Below are 23,879 nucleotides of genomic sequence, written 5' to 3'. Positions count from 1 at the left end.
GGTTAGGGGTTGGAGCGGTCAGCGGCGTCGCCGTAGTGTTCGGCGAGGTTGGATAAACTCGGGAATGAGGGCGATCGATGGGTGCGGTAACGGTTCTGCCGGACGACGCCCGGTATGCCGATCTCGTGCGCGGGGTGAACCAGCGCTGGGTCGGCAAACCCGATTACGTCTGCGTGGCGACCTCCACCGAAGAGGTCGTGGCCGCGGTCGGCACCGCCGTCCGCGAGGGCAGGCGGATCGCGGTCCGCAGCGGCGGCCACTGCGTCGAGGCGATGGTCGGCGCCCCGGACGTCCAGGTGGTCATCGACCTTTCCGAGCTCAACCGCATCGACTTCGACCCCGGGCGCGACGCCTTCGCCGTCGAGCCGGGCGCGACCGTGGGCCAGGCCTACCGGACGCTGTACAAGCGCTGGGGTGTCACCATCCCGGCCGGCTCCTGCCCGAGCGTCGGCCTCGGCGGGCACATCGCGGGCGGCGGGTACGGCCCGCTGTCGCGGAAGTTCGGCTACGTCTCCGACCACCTGTACGCGGTCGAGGTCGTCGTGGTGGACGCCGACGGCACCGCCCGCGCGGTGGTCGCGACCCGCGACCCCGACGACGAGAACCACGACCTCTGGTGGGCCCACACCGGCGGCGGTGGCGGCAACTTCGGCGTGGTCACGCGCTACTGGCTGCGGATCCCCGGCGTGACCGGCGCCCCGAGCGCACTGCTCCCCACCCCGCCCGCGCGGCTGCTGGTGCAGCAGGACGTCTGGGTCTGGGACATGCTCGACGAAGCCGCGTTCACCCGCCTGCTGCGCAACCACGGCGACTGGTACGAGCGCAACAGCGCGCCCGGTTCGCCCTACGACGACCTCTACAGCGGCCTCTGGTGCGGCACGCGCGCTTCGCAGTTCGTCGCCATGTCGACCCAGATCGACAGCTCCCTCCCGAACGCGGCCGGCCTGCTCGACGACTACGTGGCCGCGATCCGCCGCGACCTCGGCGTCGCCCCGGCGCTGAGCAGCCGCCAGGAGCTGCCGTGGCTGCACTCGACGTCGTGGGGCGGCATCGCCGACAGCGGCGACCACACGCTGAGCTTCAAGATCAAGGCGGCCGACCTGCGCAAGCCCTGCACCGACGAGCAGGCCGGCAAGATCTACCGGCACCTGCTGCGCGAGGACTACGGCAACCACCGCGCCGGTGTGATGTTCGTCGGCTGCGGCGGGCAGATGAACGCCCTTTCGCCGGCCGACACCGCGATCGCGCAGCGCGACTCGATCCTCAAGCTCGTCTACTCGACGCACTGGGACGCCTCCGAGCAGCCCGAGGCGCACCTGGCGTGGCTGCGCGAGTTCTACGCGGACGTCTACGCGGGGACCGGCGGGGTGCCGGTGCCGGACGAGCGCACCAACGGCTCCTACGTGAACAACCCGGACTTCGACGTGCAGGACGAGCGGTGGAACCGCTCCGGGCTGGCCTGGCACGAGCTCTACCACCAGCACAACTACCCGCGGCTGCAGCGGGTCAAGGCGCGCTGGGACCCGGGCGACGTGTTCCGGAACCCGTTTTCCGTGCGTCTTCCTTGAGAGCCGGACGCCCGACCCCGGAGGTACACCAGTGGCCACCCCGACCCTGACGACCGAGCACGAGCACACCGGCAGCGGTCACGACGTCGTGCCCCTGATCGTCTCCGCCGACAGCAAGGCGGGCCTGCGGTCGAAGGCCCACCGCCTCGCGCGCTACCTCGCCGAGCACCCCGACACGCCGTTCGAGTCGTTCGCGCGCTCGGTCGCCGCCGAGGACACCGGCCGCGCGCACCGCGCCGTGCTGCTCTCCGGCGGGCGCGACGGCGGCCTGCGCGGGCTGGAGGCGCTGGCGGCCGGGCAGAACCCGCCCGACGTCGTGCGCGGCAGCGCCCGGCGCGCCGAGCGGGTCGTGTTCGTCTTCCCCGGCCAGGGTTCGCAGTGGCCGGGCATGGCGCTGGACCTGCTGGAGTGGTCGCCGGTGTTCGCCGGGGAGATCGCGCGCTGCGACGCCGCGCTTGCGGCGTTCGCCGATTGGTCCATTGTGGACGTCCTGCACGGCCGCCCCGGCGCGCCCACGCTGGACGACGGCGCCGACGTCGTGCAGCCGGTGCTGTTCGCGGTGATGGTGGCGCTGGCCGCCCTCTGGCGTTCGCACGGCGTGGAACCCGCCGCCGTCGTCGGGCACAGCCTCGGCGAGGTCGCCGCGGCCTGCGCGACCGGCGCGCTGTCCCACCAGGACGGCATGCGGGTGGCCGCGCGGTGGAGCCAGGCGCAGGCCACGCTGTCCGGCCGCGGCGACATGATCTCCGTCCCCCTGCCGGTCGCCGACGTCCGGTCGCGGCTGGCGGGCCGGGACGGGCTCGACATCGGTGCCGTGAACGCGCCGTCGTGGGTGGTCGTCTCCGGTGATTCCGGTGCGGTGGAGGAGCTCCTGGCCGACCTGACCGCCGAGGGCGTGCGGGCCCGGCGCATCCCGGTCGGGCTGGCCGCGCACTCGCGGCACATCGACGGCATCCGCGACCGGCTGCTGGCCGACCTCGCCCCGCTCGCGCCGTCGTCGACCGCCGTCCCGTTCCACTCGACGGTGACCGAAGGACCGCTCGACACCGCCGTCCTCGACGCCCGCTACTGGTTCCGGAACCTGCGCAACCCGGTCCGCTTCGACGAGGCCACCCGCGGGCTCGTCGCGCAGGGCCTCGGCGTCTTCGCCGAGATCAGCCCGCACCCGGTGCTCACGGTCGCGGTGCAGGACACGATCGACACGCTGGACGGCCGCGCGGTGGTGCTCGGCTCGATCCGCCGTCGTGAAGACGGCCCGCGCTCGTTCCTCGGCTCGCTCGCCGCGGCCTACGTGTCCGGCGTCGGCGTCGACTGGACGGCGGCCTTCCCCGGCGGCGCGGAGCCGGTGACGCTGCCGGAGTCCGGTTCGGACGCCACGGTCGCCGCCGCCGGCCTGCTGGCCGCCGGGCACCCGCTGCTCGGCGCGGCCGTCGAACTCGCCGAGGACGGCGGCTGGCTGTTCACCGGACGGCTGTCGGCCGCGCAGCAGCCGTGGCTGGCCGGGCACACGGTGTTCGGCCGGACCGTGCTGCCCTCGGCCGTGCTCGTCGAGCTGACCCTGCACGCCGCGTCCGAGCTGGGCTGCGCCCGGATCGAAGAGCTCACCCAGCACCTGCCGGTCGTCTTCGCCGAAGAGGCGTTGTGCCTGCAGGTGCGGATCGGCCCGGTCGACGACGCCGGGGCGCGCCGGATCGGCGTGTTCGCCCGGCCCGACTCGGTCGGCGCCGCCCAGGGCGGGCCGTGGACGCGGCACGCGACCGGGATCATGGCCGAGACCGCGGGCGCGGCGGGCGCGGCCGCGCCACCGGTCGAATGGCCGCCGCCGGGCGCGGTCGCCGAAGACGCTTCGATCGCGCGGGATCGCTTGCGGGCGCACGGGATCGAGCTCGGTCCCGAGTTCGGCGGGCTCACCGGCGCCTGGTCGCTCGACGGCGAGCTGTTCGCCGAAGTGGCGTTGCCGGTGCAGGCCGGGAGCGGTGCCGGGTACGGCATCCACCCCGCACTGCTGGACTCCGCGCTGCAGTCGGTCGCGTTGTTCCCCGCCGCGGCGGAGTCCGAGGGCTGGCTCGCGTCGTCGTGGAGCGGGCTGGCCCTGCACACGGCCGGCGCGCCGGCGCTGCGGGTCCGGCTGCGGGCCACCGGCCCGGACTCGGTGTCGGTGGCGGCCACCGACAGCGTGGGGCGCCCGGTCTTCTCCGCCGAAAACGTCGTGCTCGGGGCGCTGCCGGGGGAGTACGTCCGGGCTCCGCACGCCGAGCCGGTCACCCGCACCGCGCCCGAGGGCGGGTTCGCCGCGCGGCTGGCCGCGCTGCCGGAGCCCGCGCGGGCCGAACTGGTGCTGGACCTGGTCCGCGAGCACACCGCGGAGGTCCTCGGCCGGGACACCGCGGCCGGGATCGACGGCGACAGCGCGTTCAGCGAGCTCGGGTTCGAGTCGCTGACGGCGGTGGCGCTGCGCAACCGGCTCGCCGAGGCGACCGGGCTGAAGCTGCGCACCACCCTGGTCTTCGACTACCCGACCCCGGACGCGCTGGCGGGGCACCTGCTCGGCGCGCTCCGGCCGTCCACCGAGGACTCCGACGTGCTCGCCGGGCTCGACCGGCTGGAGCGGGCGCTGTTCGCGGACGCGGGCGGGCCGCCGCTGCACGGCCGGGTCAAGGTCCGGTTGCGCGACCTGCTGTTCCGGCTGGACGGCACGGACGAGGCGGGCGGCCCCGAAGCCGGGGACGCCCCGCTCGACGCCGCGTCGGACGACGAGATCTTCGCACTGCTCGACCGAGAGCTCGACCTGTCCTGAGACGGGGTCGGGCCACCGCCGCCACCAAGGCGCGTACAAGGCACGGAGTTGACGGCACATGTCGAACGAGGACAAGCTTCGCGACTACCTGAAGCTGGCCACCGCGGACCTGCGCCAGGCCAAGCAGCGGTTGCGGGACTTCGAGGCGCGGGAAACCGAGCCGATCGCGATCGTCGGCATGGGCTGCCGCTTCCCGGGCGGGATCGAGACGCCGGAAGCGTTGTGGCGGCTGGTGACCGACGGCGAGGACGTCATCGGCGAGCTGCCCGACGGCCGGGACTGGGACCTCGCGTCGCTGTACGACCCGGACCCCTCGCGGCCGGGCACGTTCTCCATGCGCGGCGGCGCTTTCCTGCACGACGCCGACCGGTTCGACGCGGGTTTCTTCGGCATCTCCCCGCGTGAGGCCCTCGCGATGGACCCGCAGCAGCGGCTGCTGCTGGAGACGTCGTGGGAAGCCCTCGAGCGCGGCGGCATCGACCCGCGGACGCTGAAGTCGAGCCGCACCGGCGTGTTCGTCGGGGCCATGCAGCAGAACTACGTGCCGAGCTCGCACAAGGTGCCCGAATCGGTCGAGGGGCACCTGCTGACCGGCACGATCACCAGTGTCGCGTCCGGCCGGATCGCCTACGTCCTCGGCCTGGAGGGCCCCGCGGTCACCGTCGACACCGCGTGCTCGTCCTCGCTGGTCGCCCTGCACTGGGCGGTGCAGGCGCTGCGCCGCGACGAGTGTTCGCTGGCGCTGGCCGGCGGCGTGACCGTGATGGCCACCCCGGGCATCCTCATCGAGCTCAGCCGGCAGCGGGCACTCTCCCCGGACGGCCGGTGCAAGCCCTTCTCCGCCGACGCCGACGGGTTCGGCGCCGCCGAGGGCGCCGGGATGCTGGTGCTGGAACGGCTTTCCGACGCCCAGCGCAACGGGCACCCGGTGCTCGCGGTCGTGCGCGGCTCGGCGGTCAACTCCGACGGCGCGTCGAACGGGCTCAGCGCGCCGAACGGTCCGTCGCAGGAACGCGTCATCCTCGACGCGCTCGCGAACGCCCGCGTGGCGGCGAGCCAGGTCGACCTGATGGAGGCGCACGGCACCGGGACGCCGCTCGGCGACCCGATCGAGGCGCAGGCGCTGCTGGAGACCTACGGCCGCGGCCGGTCGCCGGAACAGCCGCTGTGGCTCGGTTCGGTGAAGTCGAACATCGGGCACACCCAGGCCGCGGCGGGTGTCGCCGGGGTCATGAAGGCCGTCTTGGCCTTGCAGCACTCGACGTTGCCGAAGTCGCGCCACGCCGGGCGGCCGACGTCCGAAGTGGACTGGTCCGGCGGCACGCTGCGGCTGCTCGCCGACGACGTCGAGTGGCCCGAGCGCGACCACCCGCGCCGGGCGGCGGTGTCGTCGTTCGGCATCAGCGGGACGAACGCGCACGCGATCCTCGAAGCCGCGCCGCCCGCCGAAGTCCCCGGACCGGCTCCGGCGCCGGCGGTCGTCCCGTGGGTCCTTTCGGGACGCACCGCGGAAGCCTTGCGCGCGCAGGCGGCTCGACTGTCCGATGTGGACGGCTTGGGGCTGCCGGAGGTCGGTTACTCCTTGGCGGCGACGCGGGCGCGCTTCGAGCACCGGGCCGTCGTCGTCGGGCGCGACCGGGACGAACTCCTCCGCGGGCTCGCCGCGGTCGCCGCCGGTGCGCCGGACGACGCCGTGGTCTCCGGAGTGGCCGGGAAGCCGGGCAAGGTCGCGCTGGTCTTCCCCGGCCAGGGTTCCCAGTGGGCCGGGATGGCGCTGGAGCTGGCTTCTTCGGCGCCGGTGTTCGCGGCCCGGCTCGACGAATGCGCGGTGGCGCTGGCGTCCTTTGCGGACTGGTCGTTGCGGGACGTCCTGGCGGACGCGGACGCGCTCGCGCGGGTCGACGTCGTGCAGCCCGCGTTGTGGGCCGTCATGGTTTCGCTGGCGGAGCTGTGGCGGTCGTACGGCGTCGTGCCGGACGCGGTCGTGGGGCACTCGCAGGGTGAGATCGCGGCCGCCGTGGTGTCGGGCGCGCTGTCCCTCGAGGACGGTGCCCGCGTGGTCGCGTTGCGCAGCAAGGCGATCCTGGCGCTGGCCGGGCGCGGTGGCATGGTTTCGGTGGCCGCCCCGCGGGAGACCGTCGAGGCACTGCTGACCGACGGGCTGTCGATCGCGGCGGTGAACGGCCCGGCCGCGGTGGTGGTCTCGGGCGAACCCCGGGCCCTGGACGCGCTGATCGCGGCGTGCGAGGCCGATGGCGTCCGCGCCAAGCGGATCCCGGTGGACTACGCGTCGCACTCCGCGCAGGTCGAAGAGATCCGCGACGAACTCCTGAACGTGCTCGCCCCGATCACCCCGCGGACCGCCGGGACCGGCTTCTTCTCCACCGTGACCGGCGACTGGGCCGACGGCGCCGAGCTGGACGCCGGGTACTGGTACACCAACCTCCGCGGCACCGTGCTGCTCGACGACGCCGTCCGCGCGCTGACCGAGCGCGGGTTCGGGACGTTCGTCGAGGCGTCGCCGCACCCGGTGCTGACGATGGCCATCGGCGAGACCGCGACCGCGCTGGGCACCTTGCGCCGCGGTGACGGCGGGCTCGCCCGGTTCCAGCTGGCGCTCGGCGAAGCGCACTGCGCCGGCGTCGAGGTCGACTGGACCCCGGCGTTCCCCGGCGCGGGCCGCGTCGACCTGCCCACCTACCCGTTCCAGCGCGAAAGCTTCTGGCTGCACACCGAAGACGGCCACGGCGGCCGGGTCGCCCCGGCCGACGCGCGGTTCTGGGACGTCGTCGACCGTGCCGACCCGGCGGACCTCGCGGGCACCCTCGGCGTCTCCGTCGACACCCCGCTGGACGAGGTCCTCCCCGCGCTGGCCCAGTGGCGGCGGCGCCGGACCATCGAGTCCACTGTGGACGCCTGGCGGTACGGGATCACGTGGAAGCCCGCCGACCTGCGCGCCGCCACGCCGTCCGGGCGCTGGCTCGTCGTGCGCGGCGAAGACGGCTCCGGCCAGGACGTCGTCGACGCGCTGGCCCGCACCGCCGACGTCGAGACCCTCGTGCTCACCGACACCGGCCGGGCCGCGCTGGCCGAGCGCTTCGCCGGGCCGTACGACGGCGTCGTCTCGCTGCTCGCGAGTGACGAACGGCCGCACCCGGAGTTCCCCGGGAGCCCGGCCGGGTTGATCCTCACGCTCGTCCTCGCCCAGGCCCTCGGGGACGCCGGGATCGGCGCGCCGCTGTGGGTGCTGACCCGCGGCGCGGTCCGCACCGGTCCCGCCGACGAGCTGCCGGGCATCGAGCAGTCGCCGCTCTGGGGTCTCGGCCGCGTCCTCGCGCTGGAGCACGCCGACCGCTGGGGCGGTCTCGTGGACCTGACCGCGGAGCCGACCGCCGCCGAGCTGGACCAGCTCGGCCGGATCCTCGCCGCGGCCGGCGACGAAGACCAGCTCGCCGTACGGCCCGGCGGCGTCCGGGTCCGGCGGCTGCACACCGCGGGCAAGGGCGAGCAGGCCCGGCCGGCCCGGTGGCGGCCCGAAGGCACGATCCTCGTCACCGGCGGCACGGGCGCGCTCGGCACGCACGTCGCGCGCTGGCTCGCCGGGGAAGGCGCGTCGCACCTGGTGCTGACCGGCCGCCGCGGCCCGGACGCGCCCGGCGCCACCGCGCTGGCCGCCGAGCTGGAAGCCCTCGGCGCCCGCGTCACGCTCGCCCGCTGCGACGTCGCCGACCGCGACGCCCTCGCCGGCCTGCTGGCGGACCTCGACGAGCCGGTCCGCGCGGTTTTCCACGCCGCGGGCACGGTCGAGCTGCTGCCGGTGACCGAGACGACCCTGCCCGGGTTCGCCGAGGTCGTCCGCGCCAAGGTGGCCGGCGCCCGGCACCTCGACGAGCTGCTCGGCGACGACCTCGACGCGTTCGTCCTGTTCTCCTCGATCGCCGGCGTCTGGGGCAGCGGCGACCACGCCGGCTACTCGGCCGCCAACAACTTCCTCGACACCCTCGCCGAGCGGCGCCGGGCCCGGGGCGCGACCGCGACGTCGATCGCCTGGGGCGTCTGGGCCCCGACGGAGATCGAAGGCCAGGGCGGGATGTCCGAAGGCGTCGACACCGGGCAGCTCGCCCGGCGCGGCCTGCCGCTGATGGACCCGGCCACCGCGATCGCGGCCCTGCACGAAACCCTCGGCCACGACGAGACCTTCGCCGTGCTGGCCGACGTCGACTGGGCCCGGTTCCTGCCGGTGTTCACCGCCGGCCGCGCCCGGCCGCTCTTCGACGACCTGCCGCAGGTCAAGCGGCTGAAGGAAACCGCGAAGGCGCCCGCGGCGGAAGCACCGGCGCTGGCCGGGCAGCTCGCCGGGCTCTCCGGCGACGAGGCCGACCGGCTGCTGCTCGAGCTGGTCCGCGCCCAGGCCGCCGCGGTGCTCGGGCACGCGAACGGCGCCGCCGTCGAGCCGGACCGGCCGTTCACCGACCTCGGCTTCGACTCGCTGACCGCGCTGGACGTCCGCAACCGGATCGCCGCCGCGACCGGGCTGCGGCTGCCCGCGACGCTCGTCTTCGACCACCCGACGCCGCGGCGGCTCGCCGCGCACCTGCGGGACCAGGTGCTCGGCACGCGCACCGAGGCCGTCACCGCGACCCGGGTCGCGAACGCCGACGACCCGATCGCGATCATCGGCATGGGCTGCCGGTACCCCGGCGGCGTGCGGTCCGCCGACGACCTGTGGACCCTCGTCGCCGAAGGCCGCGACGCCATCTCCGGCTTCCCGACCGACCGCGGCTGGGACCTGGCGAAGCTGTTCGGCGGCGACGCCGACGAGCAGGGCACGTCGAGCGTCCGCCACGGCGGCTTCCTGCACGACGTCGCCGACTTCGACGCCGGCTTCTTCGGCATCTCGCCGCGCGAAGCGCTGGCCATGGACCCGCAGCAGCGGCTGCTGCTGGAGATCTCGTGGGAGGCGATCGAGCACGCCGGGATCGACCCGGCCACGCTGCGCGGCGAGCCCGCAGGCGTCTTCGTCGGCGCCAACTACCAGGACTACCACGCGCGGATGCGCGACATCCCGGACGGCCTCGAAGGGCACCTGCTCACCGGCAGCGTGTCGAGCGTGCTGTCCGGCCGGGTCGCCTACACCCTCGGCCTGGAAGGGCCCGCGCTCACCATCGACGCGGCTTGCTCGTCGTCGCTGGTGGCCTTGCACCTGGCCGCGCAGGCCCTGCGTCGCGGTGAGTGCTCACTCGCCCTCGCCGGCGGGGTCGCGGTGATGGTGACGCCGGCGTCGCTGACCGCGTTCAGCCGCCAGCGCGGCCTGGCCGCGGACGGGCGCTGCAAGGCGTTCGGCGCCTCCGCCGACGGCATGGGCATGGCCGAGGGCGCGGGCATCCTGCTGGTCGAACGGCTGTCCGACGCGCGGCGCCTCGGCCACCCGGTGCTCGCCGTGCTGAAGGGCAGCGCGCTGAACCAGGACGGCGCGTCGAACGGGCTCAGCGCCCCGAGCGGACCGGCGCAGCAGCGCGTGATCCGCGCGGCGCTGGCCGACGCCGGTCTGTCCACTTCGGACGTCGACCTCGTCGAGGCGCACGGCACCGGAACTGCGCTGGGCGACCCGATCGAGGCGCAGGCACTGCTGGCCACCTACGGTCAGGACCGCGAAGAGCCGCTGTGGCTGGGCTCGCTCAAGTCGAACATCGGCCACGCCCAGGCCGCCGCCGGTGTCGCCGGGGTGATCAAGACCGTGCAGGCGCTGCGGCACGGCCTGATGCCGCGGACGCTGCACGCGGAAACGCCGTCGTCCCACGTGGACTGGGAGAGCGGCGCGGTGCGCCTGCTCGACGAGCCGCGGCACTGGGACCCGGCCCGGCCGCGCCGGGCCGCGATCTCGTCGTTCGGCATCTCCGGCACCAACGCCCACGTGATCCTGGAGCAGGGCGACACCGTCGACGTCGAGCTGACGCCCGAGCCGGCGGTCGTGCCGTGGGTGCTGTCCGCGAAGACGCCGGAGGCGCTGCAGGCGCAAGCGATCGCGCTGCAGGGGTGTGCGGCCGAGCACAACCTGGCCGACCTCGCGTTCTCGCTGGCCACCTCCCGGACCGCCTTCCCGCACCGCGCGGTCGTCACCGGCGACCGGGACGCGCTGCTGGCCGGGCTTTCCGCGCTGGCGGAGGGCGTTCCGGCGCCGAACGTGGCCACCGGGGCCGCCGGCACCGGCCGGACCGCGCTCGTCTTCCCCGGCCAGGGCTCGCAGTGGGCGGGCATGGCCCTCGAACTGGCTTCGTCGTCGCCGGTGTTCTCCGCCCGGCTCGACGAGTGCGCGGCCGCTCTGTCATCCTTTGTGGACTGGTCGCTGCGGGAGGTCCTGGCCGACGCGGACGCCCTGTCGCGGGTCGACGTCGTCCAGCCCGCGTTGTGGGCCGTCATGGTTTCGCTGGCCGAGCTGTGGCGCTCGTTCGGCGTGGTGCCGGACGCGGTCGTCGGGCACTCGCAGGGCGAGATCGCGGCCGCCGTGGTGTCGGGTGCGCTGTCCCTCGAGGACGGTGCTCGCGTGGTCGCGTTGCGCAGCAGGGCGATCCTGGCGCTGGCCGGGGGCGGCGGCATGGTTTCCGTCGCGGCGCCACTGGCCGCGGTCGAAGCGCGGCTGACCGACGGGGTGTCGATCGCCGCGGTCAACGGCCCGGCCGCCGTCGTCGTCTCCGGTGAGCCCGCCGCCCTGGACGCGCTGATCGCCGCGTGCGAGGCGGACGGCGTGCGTGCCAAGCGGATCCCCGTCGACTACGCGTCCCACTCGGCGCAGGTCGAGCAGCTGCGCGGCGAACTCCTCGACGTGCTGGCCCCGATCCGGCCGCGCACCGGCGACATCGCGTTCTTCTCGACCGTCACCGGCGCCTGGATCGACGGCGCCGAGCTGAACGCCGAATACTGGTACACGAACCTCCGCGAGACCGTCCGGCTCGACGTCGCCGTCAGCACGCTCGCCGCGGAAGGCTTCGGCACGTTCGTCGAATCCTCGCCGCACCCGGTGCTGACGATGGCGATCGGCGAGGCCGACGGCGTCGAGGCGCTCGGTTCGCTGCGCCGCGACGACGGCGGGTACGAGCGGTTCCTGCGGTCGCTCGGCGAGGCCCACGTGCGCGGGGTCGTCGTGGACTGGACGCCCGCGTTCCCCGGCGCCCACCGCGTCGACCTGCCCACCTACGCCTTCCAGCGCCGCCGCTACTGGCTCGACGCGGGTGTCGCCCCGCAGCCGGCCGCCGACCCGGTGGACGCCGCGTTCTGGGCCGCCGTCGACGGCCTCGACCTCGACGCGGTCGCCGGCACGCTCGACGTGGGCCCGGCCAGCACCCTGGCCGAAGTCCTGCCCGCCCTGACCCGCTGGCGTGAGCGCGCCCGCGCCGCGTCCGAAGTGGACTCGTGGCGCTACCGCGTCGAGTGGAAGCCCGTCGCCACGCCGTCCGCGCCGGAACTGTCCGGACGCTGGCTGGTCGTCGTCCCGGAGGGCCACGACGACGCCGGTGTCCCGGCCGCCCTCGCCGCGCACGGTGCCGAGCCCGTCGTGGTCTCGGAGTTCACCGGCGCGGAGGGCTGCGCCGGGGTCGTGTCGCTGCTCGCGCTCGACGAAACCCCGTCGCCGGAGGCGGACTTCCTGCCCGCCGGCGCCACCGCGAACCTCGCGCTGGCCCAGGCCATGGCCGACGGCGAGACGCCGTTGTGGCTGCTGACCCGCGGTGGGCTCGACCGCCGTCCGGCGCAGGCCATGACGTGGGGCCTGGGCCGCGTGATCGGCCTGGAACTGCCCGCGATCTGGGGCGGCCTGCTCGACCTGCCCGCCGAACCGGACGCCGCGACCGCGGGCCTGCTCGCCGCCGCACTGTCCGGTGTGGACGATGAGGACCAGGTCGCGGTCCGCGAGTCCGGGCTGCTGGCCCGGCGTCTGGTCCGCGCTCCCTTCACCCCGCCGGCCGAGCGCTGGAAGCCGCGCGGCACGGTCCTGATCACCGGCGGCACCGGTGCGCTGGGCGCGCACGTGGCCCGCCGCCTCGCCACCGACGGCGCCGAGCACCTGGTGCTCACGAGCCGCCGCGGTCCGGCCGCGCCGGGCGCGGCCGACCTCGAAGCCGAACTGACCGCGCTCGGGACGCGGGTGACGATCGCCGCGTGCGACGTCGCCGACCGCGAGTCGCTCGCCGCGTTGCTGGCGGACCTCGGCGAGCTGGTGCGCGCGGTCGTGCACGCCGCCGGGCTGCCGCAGGCCACGCCGGTGCGCAAGACCACCGCGGCCGAGTTCGCCGACGTCGTCGGCGGCAAGGTCGCGGGCGCCCGGAACTTGGACGAGCTGCTCGGCGACGACGTCGACGCCTTCGTGCTCTTCTCCTCGAACGCCGGTGTCTGGGGCTCCGGCGGCCAGGGAGCGTACGGCGCGGGCAACGCCTACCTCGACGCCCTCGCCGAGCAGCGCCGCGCCCGCGGGGCCGCCGCGACCTCGGTGGCCTGGGGTTTCTGGGGCGGCGGGGGCATGGCGGGCGACGTCGAGCTGGAAGAGCAGCTGCGCCGCCGCGGGCTCCGCGAGATGGCACCGGAAGCCGCGGTGGAGGCGCTCTGCCAGGCCCTCGACGCGCGGGAGGTCTTCCTCGCCGTGGCCGACGTCGACTGGGCGCGGTTCGCGCCCGGCTTCACGCTTTCGCGGCGGCGCCCGCTGATCGAAGACATCCCCGAGGTCCGGGCGCTGCTCGAGGCGTCCGACGAGCCGGAGACCGAGCGTCCGGCGCTGGCCCGCCGGGTCGCCGAACTCGGCGAAGCCGAAGCCCGCCGGCTGCTGCTGGACCTCGTCCGCGCCCAGGCCGCGTCGGTCCTCGGACACGACTCGGCAACGGCGGTTCCGGCCGGGCGCGCGTTCCGCGAGCTGGGCTTCGACTCGCTGACCGCGGTCGAGGTCCGCAACCGGATCAACGCGGCGACCGGGCTGACGTTGCCGGCGACGCTGGTGTTCGACCACCCCACGCCGGCCGCGCTCGCCGACGAGCTGCGGCGGTTGTTGCTGGGCCGCAACGAGACCGCGGTGGTCACGTCGGCCGCCGCGACCGACGAGCCGATCGCGATCGTCGCGATGGGCTGCCGCTTCCCCGGCGGCGTCCGTTCGCCGGAAGACCTCTGGCGCCTGGTCACCGACGGCGTCGACGCGCTGACGGCGTTCCCGGCCGACCGCGGCTGGGACCTGGCTTCCTTCGGTGACGCGGACTTCGCCGAAGTCGGCGGGTTCGTGGCCGGCGCGGCGGAGTTCGACGCGGGCTTCTTCGGCATCTCGCCGCGCGAGGCGCTGGCGATGGACCCGCAGCAGCGCGTGCTGCTGGAAACGGCGTGGGAGGTGTTCGAGCGCGCGGGCGTCGACCCGGCTTCGCTGCGCGGCAGCGCGACCGGTGTGTTCGTCGGCGCCAGCAGCTCGGGCTACGGCTCGAACCTCGAACAGGGACCGTCCGGTTCGGAGGGTTACCTGCTCACCGGCGAGGCCCCCAGCGTGATGTCCGGGCGGCTGTCGTACACGTTCGGGCTGGAGGGCCCGGCCGTCACGGTGGACACCGCGTGCTCGTCGGCGCTGGTCGCGATGCACCTGGCGAGCCAGGCGCTGCGGCAGGGCGAGTGCTCGCTGGCACTGGCCGGCGGCGTGGCGATCATGGCCAAGCCGATGGCGTTCCTGGAGTTCGCCCGCCAGCGCGGTCTCGCCGCGGACGGCCGCTGCAAGCCCTTCGCCGACGCGGCCGACGGCACCGGCTGGGGCGAAGGCGTCGGCCTGATCCTGCTGGAGCGCCTTTCGGACGCCGAGCGCAACGGCCACCAGGTCCTCGCGGTGGTCCGCGGTTCGGCGGTCAACCAGGACGGCGCGTCCAACGGCCTGAGCGCCCCGAACGGCCCGTCACAGCAGCGCGTCATCCGCGCCGCACTCGCCAACGCGGGTCTGTCCACTTCGGACGTCGACGCGGTCGAGGCCCACGGCACGGGCACCCGCCTCGGCGACCCGATCGAGGCCCAGGCCCTCCTGGCCACGTACGGCCAGAACCGCGAAGAGCCCCTGTGGCTCGGCTCGGTCAAGTCCAACCTCGGGCACACGCAGGCGGCGGCCGGCATGGCGGGCGTCATCAAGACGGTCGAGGCCCTGCGCCACGGCGTCCTGCCGCGAACCCTGCACGTGGACACCCCCTCGTCCCAGGTGGACTGGACGACCGGGTCCGTCGAGCTACTCACCGAACCCCGCGAGTGGCCGGAGCGCGATCGTCCCCGCCGGGCCGCGGTCTCGGCGTTCGGCGTGAGCGGCACGAACGTCCACACCATCCTCGAACAGGCCCCCGCCGGTCAGCCGCACCCCGAGCCGGAACCCACGGACGCGTTGCTGCCCCAGGTGTTCTCCGCCCACGACGCGGCCGCCCTGGACACCCTCATCAGCCACCTCCCGGACGCGAACCCGGTCGACCTGGGCTTCTCCCTGGCCACCACCCGAGCCCGCCTCGAGCACCGCGCCGTGCGCCTGGGCGAGGACATCATCACCGGCACGTCCGACCCGGACGCCCTGCTGGCGGTGCTGTTCACCGGCCAGGGCGCCCAGCGAGCCGGCATGGGCCAGGGCCTCTACGCCCGCTTCCCGGCCTACGCCGCCGCCTTCGACGCCGTGCTCGCCCACTTCGACCCCCCACTCCGCGAGGCCTTCGACGACGCTGAGCTGCTCAACCGCACGGAGTTCACCCAGCCGGCGTTGTTCGCCGTCGAGGTCGCCCTCTACCGCCTGGTCGAGTCCCTCGGCATCCGCCCGGACTTCGTGGCGGGTCACTCGATCGGCGAAATCTCGGCCGCCCACGTGGCCGGTGTCCTGTCCCTCGAGGACGCCTGCCGCCTGGTCTCGGCGCGCGCCTCGCTGATGCAGGCTCTCCCGCCGGGCGGCGCGATGGTCTCGATCGCGGCCCCCGAGTCCGAGATCGCGCTGACCGGCGGCGTCTCCATCGCCGCGGTCAACACCCCCGAGTCGGTGGTCATCTCCGGCGAGGAAGCCGCGGTCCTGGACATCGCCGCGGAATTCGCCGCGCGGGGCGTCAAGACCAAGCGCCTCACGGTGAGTCACGCGTTCCACTCGCCGTTGATGGACCCGATGCTGGAGGAGTTCCGCGCGGTCGCCGAGTCCCTCACGTACCACCCCGCGGCGATTCCGGTGATCTCGAATGTGAGCGGTGCTCTCGCCGAGCCGTTCACCGCCGACTACTGGGTCCGTCATGTCCGCGAGGCGGTCCGCTTCGCCGATGGCGTCGCCACCCTCAAGTCCGAGGGCGCCCGAATCTTCCTGGAGCTGGGTCCCGACGGGGTGCTCAGCGCGATGGTCGACGGAACCGCGATCAGTGCTCTGCGACGAGAGCGGGATGACGAGAGAGCACTGCTCACAGCGTTGAGCACTGTTCACGTCCACGGCGTGGACGTCGACTGGGCCGCGTTCTTCCCCGGCGGCCGCCGCATCGACCTCCCGACCTACCCGTTCCAGCGCGAGCGCTACTGGCCGCGCGCCGGAGCGGCCCGGGGCGACCTCGGCGCCGTCGGCGTGGGCGCGCTCGAACACCCGCTGCTCGGCGCCGCCGTCGACCTCGCCGGCGACGAAGGCACCGTCCTCAGTGGACGCCTCTCGCTGGAAACCCACCCGTGGCTGGCCGGGCACGCGCTGGCCGGGACCGTCCTGGTTCCCGGCACCGCCCTGCTCGAACTCGTGGTCCAGGCCGGTGACCAGGTCGGCTGCGACGTCGTCGACGAGCTGACCTTCGCCGCGCCCCTGGTGCTGCCCGCCCGCGGCGCGGTCACCGTCCAGGTCTCGGCCGGCCCAGCGGACTCCGCCGGCCGCCGCCCGATCGCCGTCCACTCCCGGCACGCCGACGCCGACTGGACCCAGCACGCCACCGGCGGCGTCAGCCAAGCTGCACTTTCACGTGAAAGTGCCGTTGAGTGGCCGCCCGCGGGGGCCGAGCCGGTCGACACCACCGGGCTGTACGCGCGGCTCGCCGCGATGGGCTTCGTCTACGGCGAGGCCTTCGGCGGCCTCACCCGCGTCTGGCGCGACGGCACCGACGTGTTCGCCGAAGTCGCGCTGCCGGAACCGTTCGACGCCACCGGGTTCGCGATCCACCCGGCCCTCCTCGACGCCGCCCTGCACCCGCTCGGCCTCGGCATCGTCACCCCCGACGACGGCGCGGCCCGGATCCCGTTCTCCTTCACCCGCGTCGCGGTGCACGCCACCGGCGCCACCGAGCTGCGGGTCCGGCTGAGCCCGGCGGGGGAGAACGCCGTCGCGCTCACCGCGTGGGACACCACCGGCGCTCCCGTGGTGACCGTCGGGTCGTTGCTGCTGCGCCCGGTCGCGCCCGCCGCGGCCGCCGTCCCCGACACGCTCTTCGAGCAGGCCTGGACCGAGGTCACCGCCGACCCCGGCGCCGCCCGCGAGGAACTCGTGTTCGCCCGGGTGACCGGCGACGACGTCCACGAAACCGCCGCCTGGGTCCTGGAGAAGCTGCAGGCCTGGCTCGCCGAAGAGCAGGCCGGCAAACTCGTCGTCGTGACCCGCGGCGCGGCCGACGGCGCCCTCGCCGCGGCGGCCGCCGCCGGGCTGGTGCGGTCCGCGCAGTCGGAGCACCCCGGCCGGTTCCTCCTCGTCGACGTCGACGACGACCCGCGCTCCGAAGCGCTGCTGTCCACTGTGGATGCGTTCGGCGAACCGCAGCTGACGCTCAGGGAAGGCGTCGCGACCGCGCCCCGGCTGGTCCGCGCGACCGGCATGCCGCTGACACCGACCGGCGACTCGTGGCAGCTCGTCACCACCGGCGGCGGCACCACCGACAGCCTGACCCTGGCCGAAGCGACCGAAGCGCCGCTCGACCCGCGTGACGTCCGGATCGAGGTCCGCGCGGGCGGCCTCAACTTCCGCGACGTGCTCATCTCCCTCGGCATGTACCCGGACCCCGCGGCCCGCCTCGGCTCCGAAGCGGCGGGTGTGGTCGTCGAGATCGGCACCGACGTCCGCGACCTCGCCGTCGGCGACCGCGTCTTCGGCCTCGTCGACGACGCCTTCGCGCCGCGGGCCACCGCCGACGCGCGCCGCCTGGCCCCGATCCCGGCCGGGTGGACGTTCGCCGAGGCGGCCACCGTCCCGGTCGCGTTCGTCACCGCCTACTACGGCCTGTTCGACCTCGGTGGCCTCGAAGCGGGCCAGTCGGTGCTCGTGCACGCGGCCGCCGGCGGCGTCGGCATGGCCGCGGTGCAGCTCGCGCGCTGGAAGGGCGCCGAGGTGTTCGCGACGGCGAGCGAGGGCAAGCACGCCGCGCTGCGCGAGCTCGGCCTCGACGACGCCCACCTGGCCAGCTCCCGCACCCTGGACTTCCGCGAGAAGTTCGCCGCGGGCGTCGACGTCGTCCTGAACTCGCTGACCGGCGCGTTCACCGACGCTTCGCTGGAGCTGCTCAAGCCCGGCGGGCAGTTCGTCGAGCTGGGCAAGACCGACGTCCGCGAAGGCCCGGGTTACCACACCTTCGACCTCGGCGACCCCGGCGCGGACCGGATCGCCGCCATCTTCGCCGACCTGCTGGCCGCGTTCGGCCGCGGCGACTTGACGCCGTTGCCGGTGCGCGCCTGGGACCTCGGCCGCGCCGCCGACGCGTTCCGGTTCGTCAGCCAGGCCAAGCACATCGGCAAGAACGTCCTCACCCTGCCGCCTCGCGAACCCGCCGGCACCGTCCTCGTCACCGGCGGCACCGGCACGCTCGGCGCGGCGGTGGCCCGGCACCTCGCCCGCCGCCCCGGCGTGCGGCGGCTGGTGCTCGTCGGCAGGCGGGGCCTGGACGCACCCGGCGCCGCCGGGCTCGTCGACGAACTGACCGCGCTCGGCGTCGAGGTGGTCGTGGCCGCCGGCGACGTGGCCGAGCCCGGTTTCGTGGCGGACGTGCTGCGGGCGATCCCCGCCGGGCAGCCGCTGATCGGGGTGGTGCACGCGGCCGGCGTACTGGACGACGGCGTGCTCGAAGCGCAGACACCGGCACGGGTTTCCGCCGTGCTCCGCGCCAAAGTGGATGGTGCGGAGGCGCTCGACAGGCTTACCCGGGACCACGACCTGGCCTGGTTCGTCCTGTTCTCCTCGGTCGCCGGGATCGTCGGCGCGGCCGGGCAAAGCGGCTACGCGGCGGCGAACAGCGCCCTCGACGCGCTGGCCGCGCGACGGCGTTCCCGCGGCCTGCCCGCGGTTTCGCTCGCGTGGGGCCAGTGGGACCTGTCCAGCGCGATGACCGGCAAGCTGGGCGAGCGCGACCGCGGCCGCATCGAACGCGCCGGCATCCGGCCGCTGTCCACAGCGGACGCACTCGCCGCGATGGACGCCGCCATCGGGCTCGGCCGCCCGGTCGCCGTGCCGATGCGCGTCGACCTCGCCGCCCTGCGCGCCGCCGAAGACCTCGCCCCGCTGTGGCGCGGGCTCGTGCGCACGCCGGTCCGCCGCAGCGCGCGGACCGCCGTCACCGACGACGGCTGGGCCGCCCAGCTCGCCGGCCTCGGTGCCGGGGAGGCGCGCGAAAAACTGCTGGACCTCGTCCGCAAGCACGTCGCCGCGGTGCTGGGGCACGCGAGCCCCGACGCGATCGACGCCGCGAAAGCTTTCAAGGACAGCGGTTTCGACTCGCTGACCGCGGTCGAGCTGCGCAACCGGCTCGCCACCGCGACCGGCCGCACGCTGCCCGCGACGCTCGTCTTCGACTACCCGAACCCCGAGGTGCTGGCCGGCTTCCTGCACGGCGAACTGGCCGGCGGGGCCCCCGCGGCGGTCAAGGTCGTCCCGACCCGGAACCGCACGGACGACCCGATCGCCATCGTGGCGATGAGCTGCCGCTTCCCCGGCGACGTCGATTCGGCCGACGCCCTGTGGCGCCTGGTCGCCGAGGGCCGCGACGCGATCGGCGGCTTCCCGGCCGACCGCGGCTGGCCGGTCGACGAGCTGTACCACCCGGACCCGGCGCACCCGGGCACGTTCTACGCCTCCGGCGGCGGCTTCCTGCCCGGCGCCGCGCAATTCGACGCGGGCTTCTTCGGAATCTCGCCGCGTGAAGCCCTCGCCATGGACCCGCAGCAGCGGTTGCTCCTGGAAGTTTCGTGGGAGGCGTTCGAACGAGCGGGAATCGAGCCGGGCACGTTGCGCGGCAGCAACACCGGCGTGTTCGTCGGCGCGGCCCACTCGGGCTACGCCGCCGGTCCGACGTCCGCCGCGGAAGGCGTCGAAGGGCACCTGATGACCGGCAACGCGGGCAGCGTGCTGTCCGGCCGGGTCGCCTACCACCTGGGCCTGGAGGGCTCGGCGGTCACGGTGGACACCGCGTGCTCGTCGTCGCTGGTGGCGCTGCACCTGGCCGGCCAGGCCCTCCGCCAAGGTGAGTGCGACCTCGCACTGGCCGGCGGCGTCGCGATCCTCGGCACGCCGGACATCTTCGTGGAGTTCAGCCGCCAGCGCGGCCTCTCCCCGGACGGCCGCTGCAAGGCCTTCTCGGACGACGCCGACGGCACGGGCTGGAGCGAAGGCGCGGGCATGGTCGTGCTGGAGCGCCTGTCCGACGCCCGCCGCAACGGCCACGAGGTCCTCGCCATCCTGCGCGGTTCGGCGGTCAACTCCGACGGCGCTTCGAACGGCCTGACCGCACCGAACGGTCCCTCGCAGCAACGCGTGATCCGAGCCGCACTGGCGAGCGCAGGTCTGTCCACTTCGGACGTCGACGCGGTCGAAGCCCACGGCACCGGGACGACCCTCGGCGACCCGATCGAGGCGCAGGCGGTACTGGCGACCTACGGCCAGGACCGCGAGGAACCACTGTGGCTGGGCTCCTTGAAGTCCAACCTGGGCCACACCCAGTCGGCGGCGGGCGTGGCCGGCGTGATCAAGATGGTCATGGCCATGCGCCACGGCGTGCTCCCGAAGACGCTGCACGTGGCTGCGCCTTCGTCCCGGGTGGACTGGGAGGCCGGAGCGGTCGAGCTGCTCACGGAGCAGCGTGCTTGGCCGGCGACCGGACGCCCGCGCCGGGCCGGGATCTCGGCGTTCGGCATCTCGGGCACCAACGCGCACGCGATCCTGGAACTGCCCGCCGAACCGGCTCCGCCGGCGGCCGCGGTACCGGAGCCGCCGGTGGTGGCCTGGGCACTGTCGGCCAAGAGCGAACCGGCGTTGCGCGCCCAGGCCCGCAAGCTGGCGGCCGCCGTCGCGGATGCTTCCCCGGTGGCGGGTGCGCTGCCCGGCCGCGAGCCGGCGGACCCTTCCCCCGCGGCGATCGCGGGCGCCCTGCTCGCCCGCACCCGCTTCGAGGACCGCGCGGTCGTGCTCGGCGGCAGCCGCGACGAACTGCTCTCCGGCCTGCACGCGCTGGCCGCCGGGAAACCCGCACCCGGGCTGGTCCGCGGCACGGCGTCGGCCGGCAAGCTCGCGGTGCTGTTCACCGGACAGGGTGCGCAGCGAGCCGGCATGGGCCGCGAGCTGTACGACCGCTACCCGGTCTACGCGGCGGCGTTCGACACGATCTGCGCCGAGTTCACCGTGCCGGTCCGCGACGTCGTCTTCGGCGACGCCCCGGGCCTGGACGAGACCGGCTTCACCCAGCCAGCGCTGTTCGCCGTCGAGGTCGCGCTCTACCGGCTCTTCGAGTCGTGGGGCGTCCGGCCGGCGTTCGTCGCCGGGCACTCGATCGGCGAGCTGGCCGCGGCGCACGTCGCCGGCGTGTTCTCCCTCGAAGACGCGTGCTTGCTCGTCTCGGCGCGCGCCGCGCTGATGCAGGCCCTGCCGAAGGGCGGTGCGATGGTGTCGATCGCCGCACCGGAAGCCGACGTGCTGCCGCTGCTGAGCGACCGGGTTTCGATCGCGGCGATCAACGGCCCGGCGTCCGTCGTCATCTCCGGCGACGAGCCCGAAGTCCTCGCTGTGGCCGCGCAATTCGCGGACCGCGGCGTCCGGACCAAGCGCCTCAGCGTCAGCCACGCCTTCCACTCACCGCACCTCGACCCGATGCTCGACGAGTTCCGCGCGGCCGCCGACAAGGTCACCTACCACCCGGCGGAGATACCGGTGATCTCGAATGTGAGCGGTGCTCTCGCCGAGCCGTTCACCGCGGACTACTGGGTGGACCACGTGCGGCAGGCCGTCCGGTTCGCGGACGGCGTCGCGACGCTCGAAGCCCGGGGCGCCCGCTTCTTCCTGGAGCTGGGCCCGGACGGCGTGCTCAGCTCGATGGCCCGCGACAACGTGTCCGAGAACGTCGTGGTGGTCCCGTCGCTGCGGCGCGACCGCCCGGACGGAACGGCGGCGCTGACCGCGCTGTCGACGCTGTTCGCGAACGGCGCGCCCGCGGACCTCTCGGCGGTCTTCGGCCCCGCCGGGCGCGTGGCCTTGCCGACCTACGCCTTCCAGCACGAGCACTACTGGCTCGAGCCGGCCACCCCGGCCCCCGCGGCGGACACGGCGTTCTGGTCGGCGGTCGAACGCGAGGACGTCGGCGAACTGGCCGGCGCACTGGCGATCGACGAGGCCCAGCGCGCATCCCTGACCGCGCTGCTGCCGGCGTTGTCGACTTGGCGACGTCAGCGCGACGAAGAGTCCGTCGTGGACTCCTGGCGCTACCGGGTCACCTGGGAACCGGCCCGCGAGACCGGCGCGCGGCCGGCGGGCACCTGGCTGCTGGCCGTTCCGGCCACGGAAACCACGCTCGGCGACCGGATCGCGGCAGCACTCACCGCGAACGGCGTCGCGCTGACCCGGCTCGACGACCCGGCCCCCGAGGCCCTGGCGGAAGCCGCCGCGACGGCGGACGCCGTTCTGTCGCTGCTCGCGTTGGCCCCGGGAGCCGGCACCGTCCCGGCCGGGGTGGCGGCAACACTCGCCCTCCTCCGCGCCGCCCCCGGCACTCCCGTGTGGACAGTCACCCGCGGTGCCGTCACGACCGGCGCCACCGACGACGCCCCCGACGCCGTCCAAGCCCAGGTCTGGGGCCTCGGCCGCACCGCCGCCCTCGACCGCCCAGCCGGCTGGGGTGGTCTCGTCGACCTGCCCGCGAACTTCACCCCCCGAACCGGAGAACTCCTCGCCCAAGCACTGGCCGACCCGGCCGAAGACCAGGTCGCCGTAAGGGAAACCGGCCGGCTCGCCCGGCGACTCACCCCGGTCACCGGCGCCGCCACCGCACGCCCGTGGCAGCCCCGCGGCACCGTGCTGGTCACCGGCGGCACCGGCGCGCTGGGCGCCCACGTCGCCCGCTGGCTGGCCACCGCCGGAGCAGAACGGATCGTCCTCACCAGCCGCCGCGGCCGCCAGGCGCCCGGCGCGGAAGACCTCCTGACCGAGCTGACCGCCTTGGGTGCCAAGGCCACGATCGCAGCCTGCGACGTAGCCGACCGAACCGCGCTGGCCGAGGTCCTCGACGACATCGGCGAAGACCTCACGGCAGTCGTCCACGCGGCCGGCACCGGGGGAGCGACCCCGCTCGACGACGCCGACCTCGCGCCGTTCGCGGACATCCTGGCCGCGAAGGTGGCCGGCGCCGAAAACCTCGACGCCCTCCTCGGCGACACCGAGCTGGACGCCTTCGTCCTGTTCTCGTCGATCGCCGGGATCTGGGGCAGTGGCGGCCAGTCCGCCTACGCCGCCGCCAACGCCCACCTCGACGCCCTCGCGCGACGCCGCCGGGCCGGGGGCCGGACCGCGACCGCGCTCGCCTGGGGCCCGTGGGCCGACGGCGGCATGGCGGCCGACCACGACGCCGAGGACTACCTGCGCCGCCGCGGCCTGCGGACCCTGCGCCCCGCCCTCGCCGTCCGCGCGCTCGCCGGTGCGGTCGGGCGCGACGAAACGACGCTGACCCTGGCCGACGTCGACTGGGAGCGGTTCGTCCCCGCGTTCACCTCGGCGCGGCCGAGCGCGTTGCTGCTCGGCGTGCCGGAAGCGCGGCGCGCAGGGGAGACCGAGCCGGTGGCCGACGGCGACCTGCGAGACGAGCTGGCCGAGCTGGACCCGGCGGAGGCCGAGCGGACGCTGCTGGGCTTGGTCCGCACCGAGGCGGCGGTCGCGCTGGGGCACCGCGGTGCCGACGCCGTCCCCGCGGCCCGGCCGTTCACCGAGCTGGGCTTCGACTCCCTGACCTCGGTCGAGTTCCGCAACCGCCTGGCGGCCGCGGCCGGCGTGGCCCTGCCCGCGACGGTCGTCTTCGACCACCCGACCCCGGCGGCACTCGCCGCGCACCTCCTCGAGGTCCTGCGGCCCGGCGCCGCGGCCGACCCCGAGGAAGCCCGGATCCGGGCGGCGCTGGCCACCGTGCCGCTGGCGAAGTTCCGCGACGCCGGCCTGATGTCGGCGCTGCTGGAGCTGGCCGGCCTCGAAGACGCCACCGACGCCGGCGACGACCTGGACGAACTGGACGCCGAAGCGCTGGTGCGGCTGGCGCTCGACGGTACCGATTCCCGATGACCCACCCCTGGAGCTGAAA

The 23,879-nt window shown here is 74.8% G+C and carries 3 protein-coding genes; all 3 read left to right on the top strand.

Going from position 1 to position 23,879, the window contains the following annotated elements:
* Window positions 1-77 precede the first annotated feature (77 nt).
* Genes AB0B33_RS25345 through AB0B33_RS25335 form a run of 3 tightly spaced genes read left to right on the top strand, consistent with a single transcriptional unit; the run spans window position 78 to window position 23,860 of the window.
* A complete protein-coding gene (locus AB0B33_RS25345) occupies window positions 78-1,568 on the top strand; it encodes an FAD-binding protein (protein ID WP_360776208.1) in 1,491 nt (496 codons plus the stop codon).
* A gap of 31 nt (window positions 1,569-1,599) precedes the next feature.
* Entirely contained in the window at window positions 1,600-4,365 is a 2,766-nt protein-coding gene (locus AB0B33_RS25340; protein WP_360776205.1) for an acyltransferase domain-containing protein, read from the top strand.
* A gap of 58 nt (window positions 4,366-4,423) precedes the next feature.
* Entirely contained in the window at window positions 4,424-23,860 is a 19,437-nt protein-coding gene (locus AB0B33_RS25335) for a type I polyketide synthase (protein ID WP_360776202.1), read from the top strand.
* Window positions 23,861-23,879: the final 19 nt, after the last annotated feature.

It is taken from the genome of Amycolatopsis sp. NPDC049159 (assembly GCF_040648295.1).
GTDB lineage: Bacteria > Actinomycetota > Actinomycetes > Mycobacteriales > Pseudonocardiaceae > Amycolatopsis > Amycolatopsis pretoriensis_A.
The sequence above is the reverse complement of the archived record's forward strand: the minus strand, read 5'-3'. Positions and strand labels throughout refer to the sequence as shown.

Excerpts from the sequence above, each read along its gene's own strand:
- AB0B33_RS25345 (WP_360776208.1), top strand. The coding sequence starts at position 78 with ATGGGTGCGGTAACGGTTCTGCCGGACGACGCCCGGTATGCCGATCTC.
- AB0B33_RS25335 (WP_360776202.1), top strand. The coding sequence starts at position 4,424 with ATGTCGAACGAGGACAAGCTTCGCGACTACCTGAAGCTGGCCACCGCG.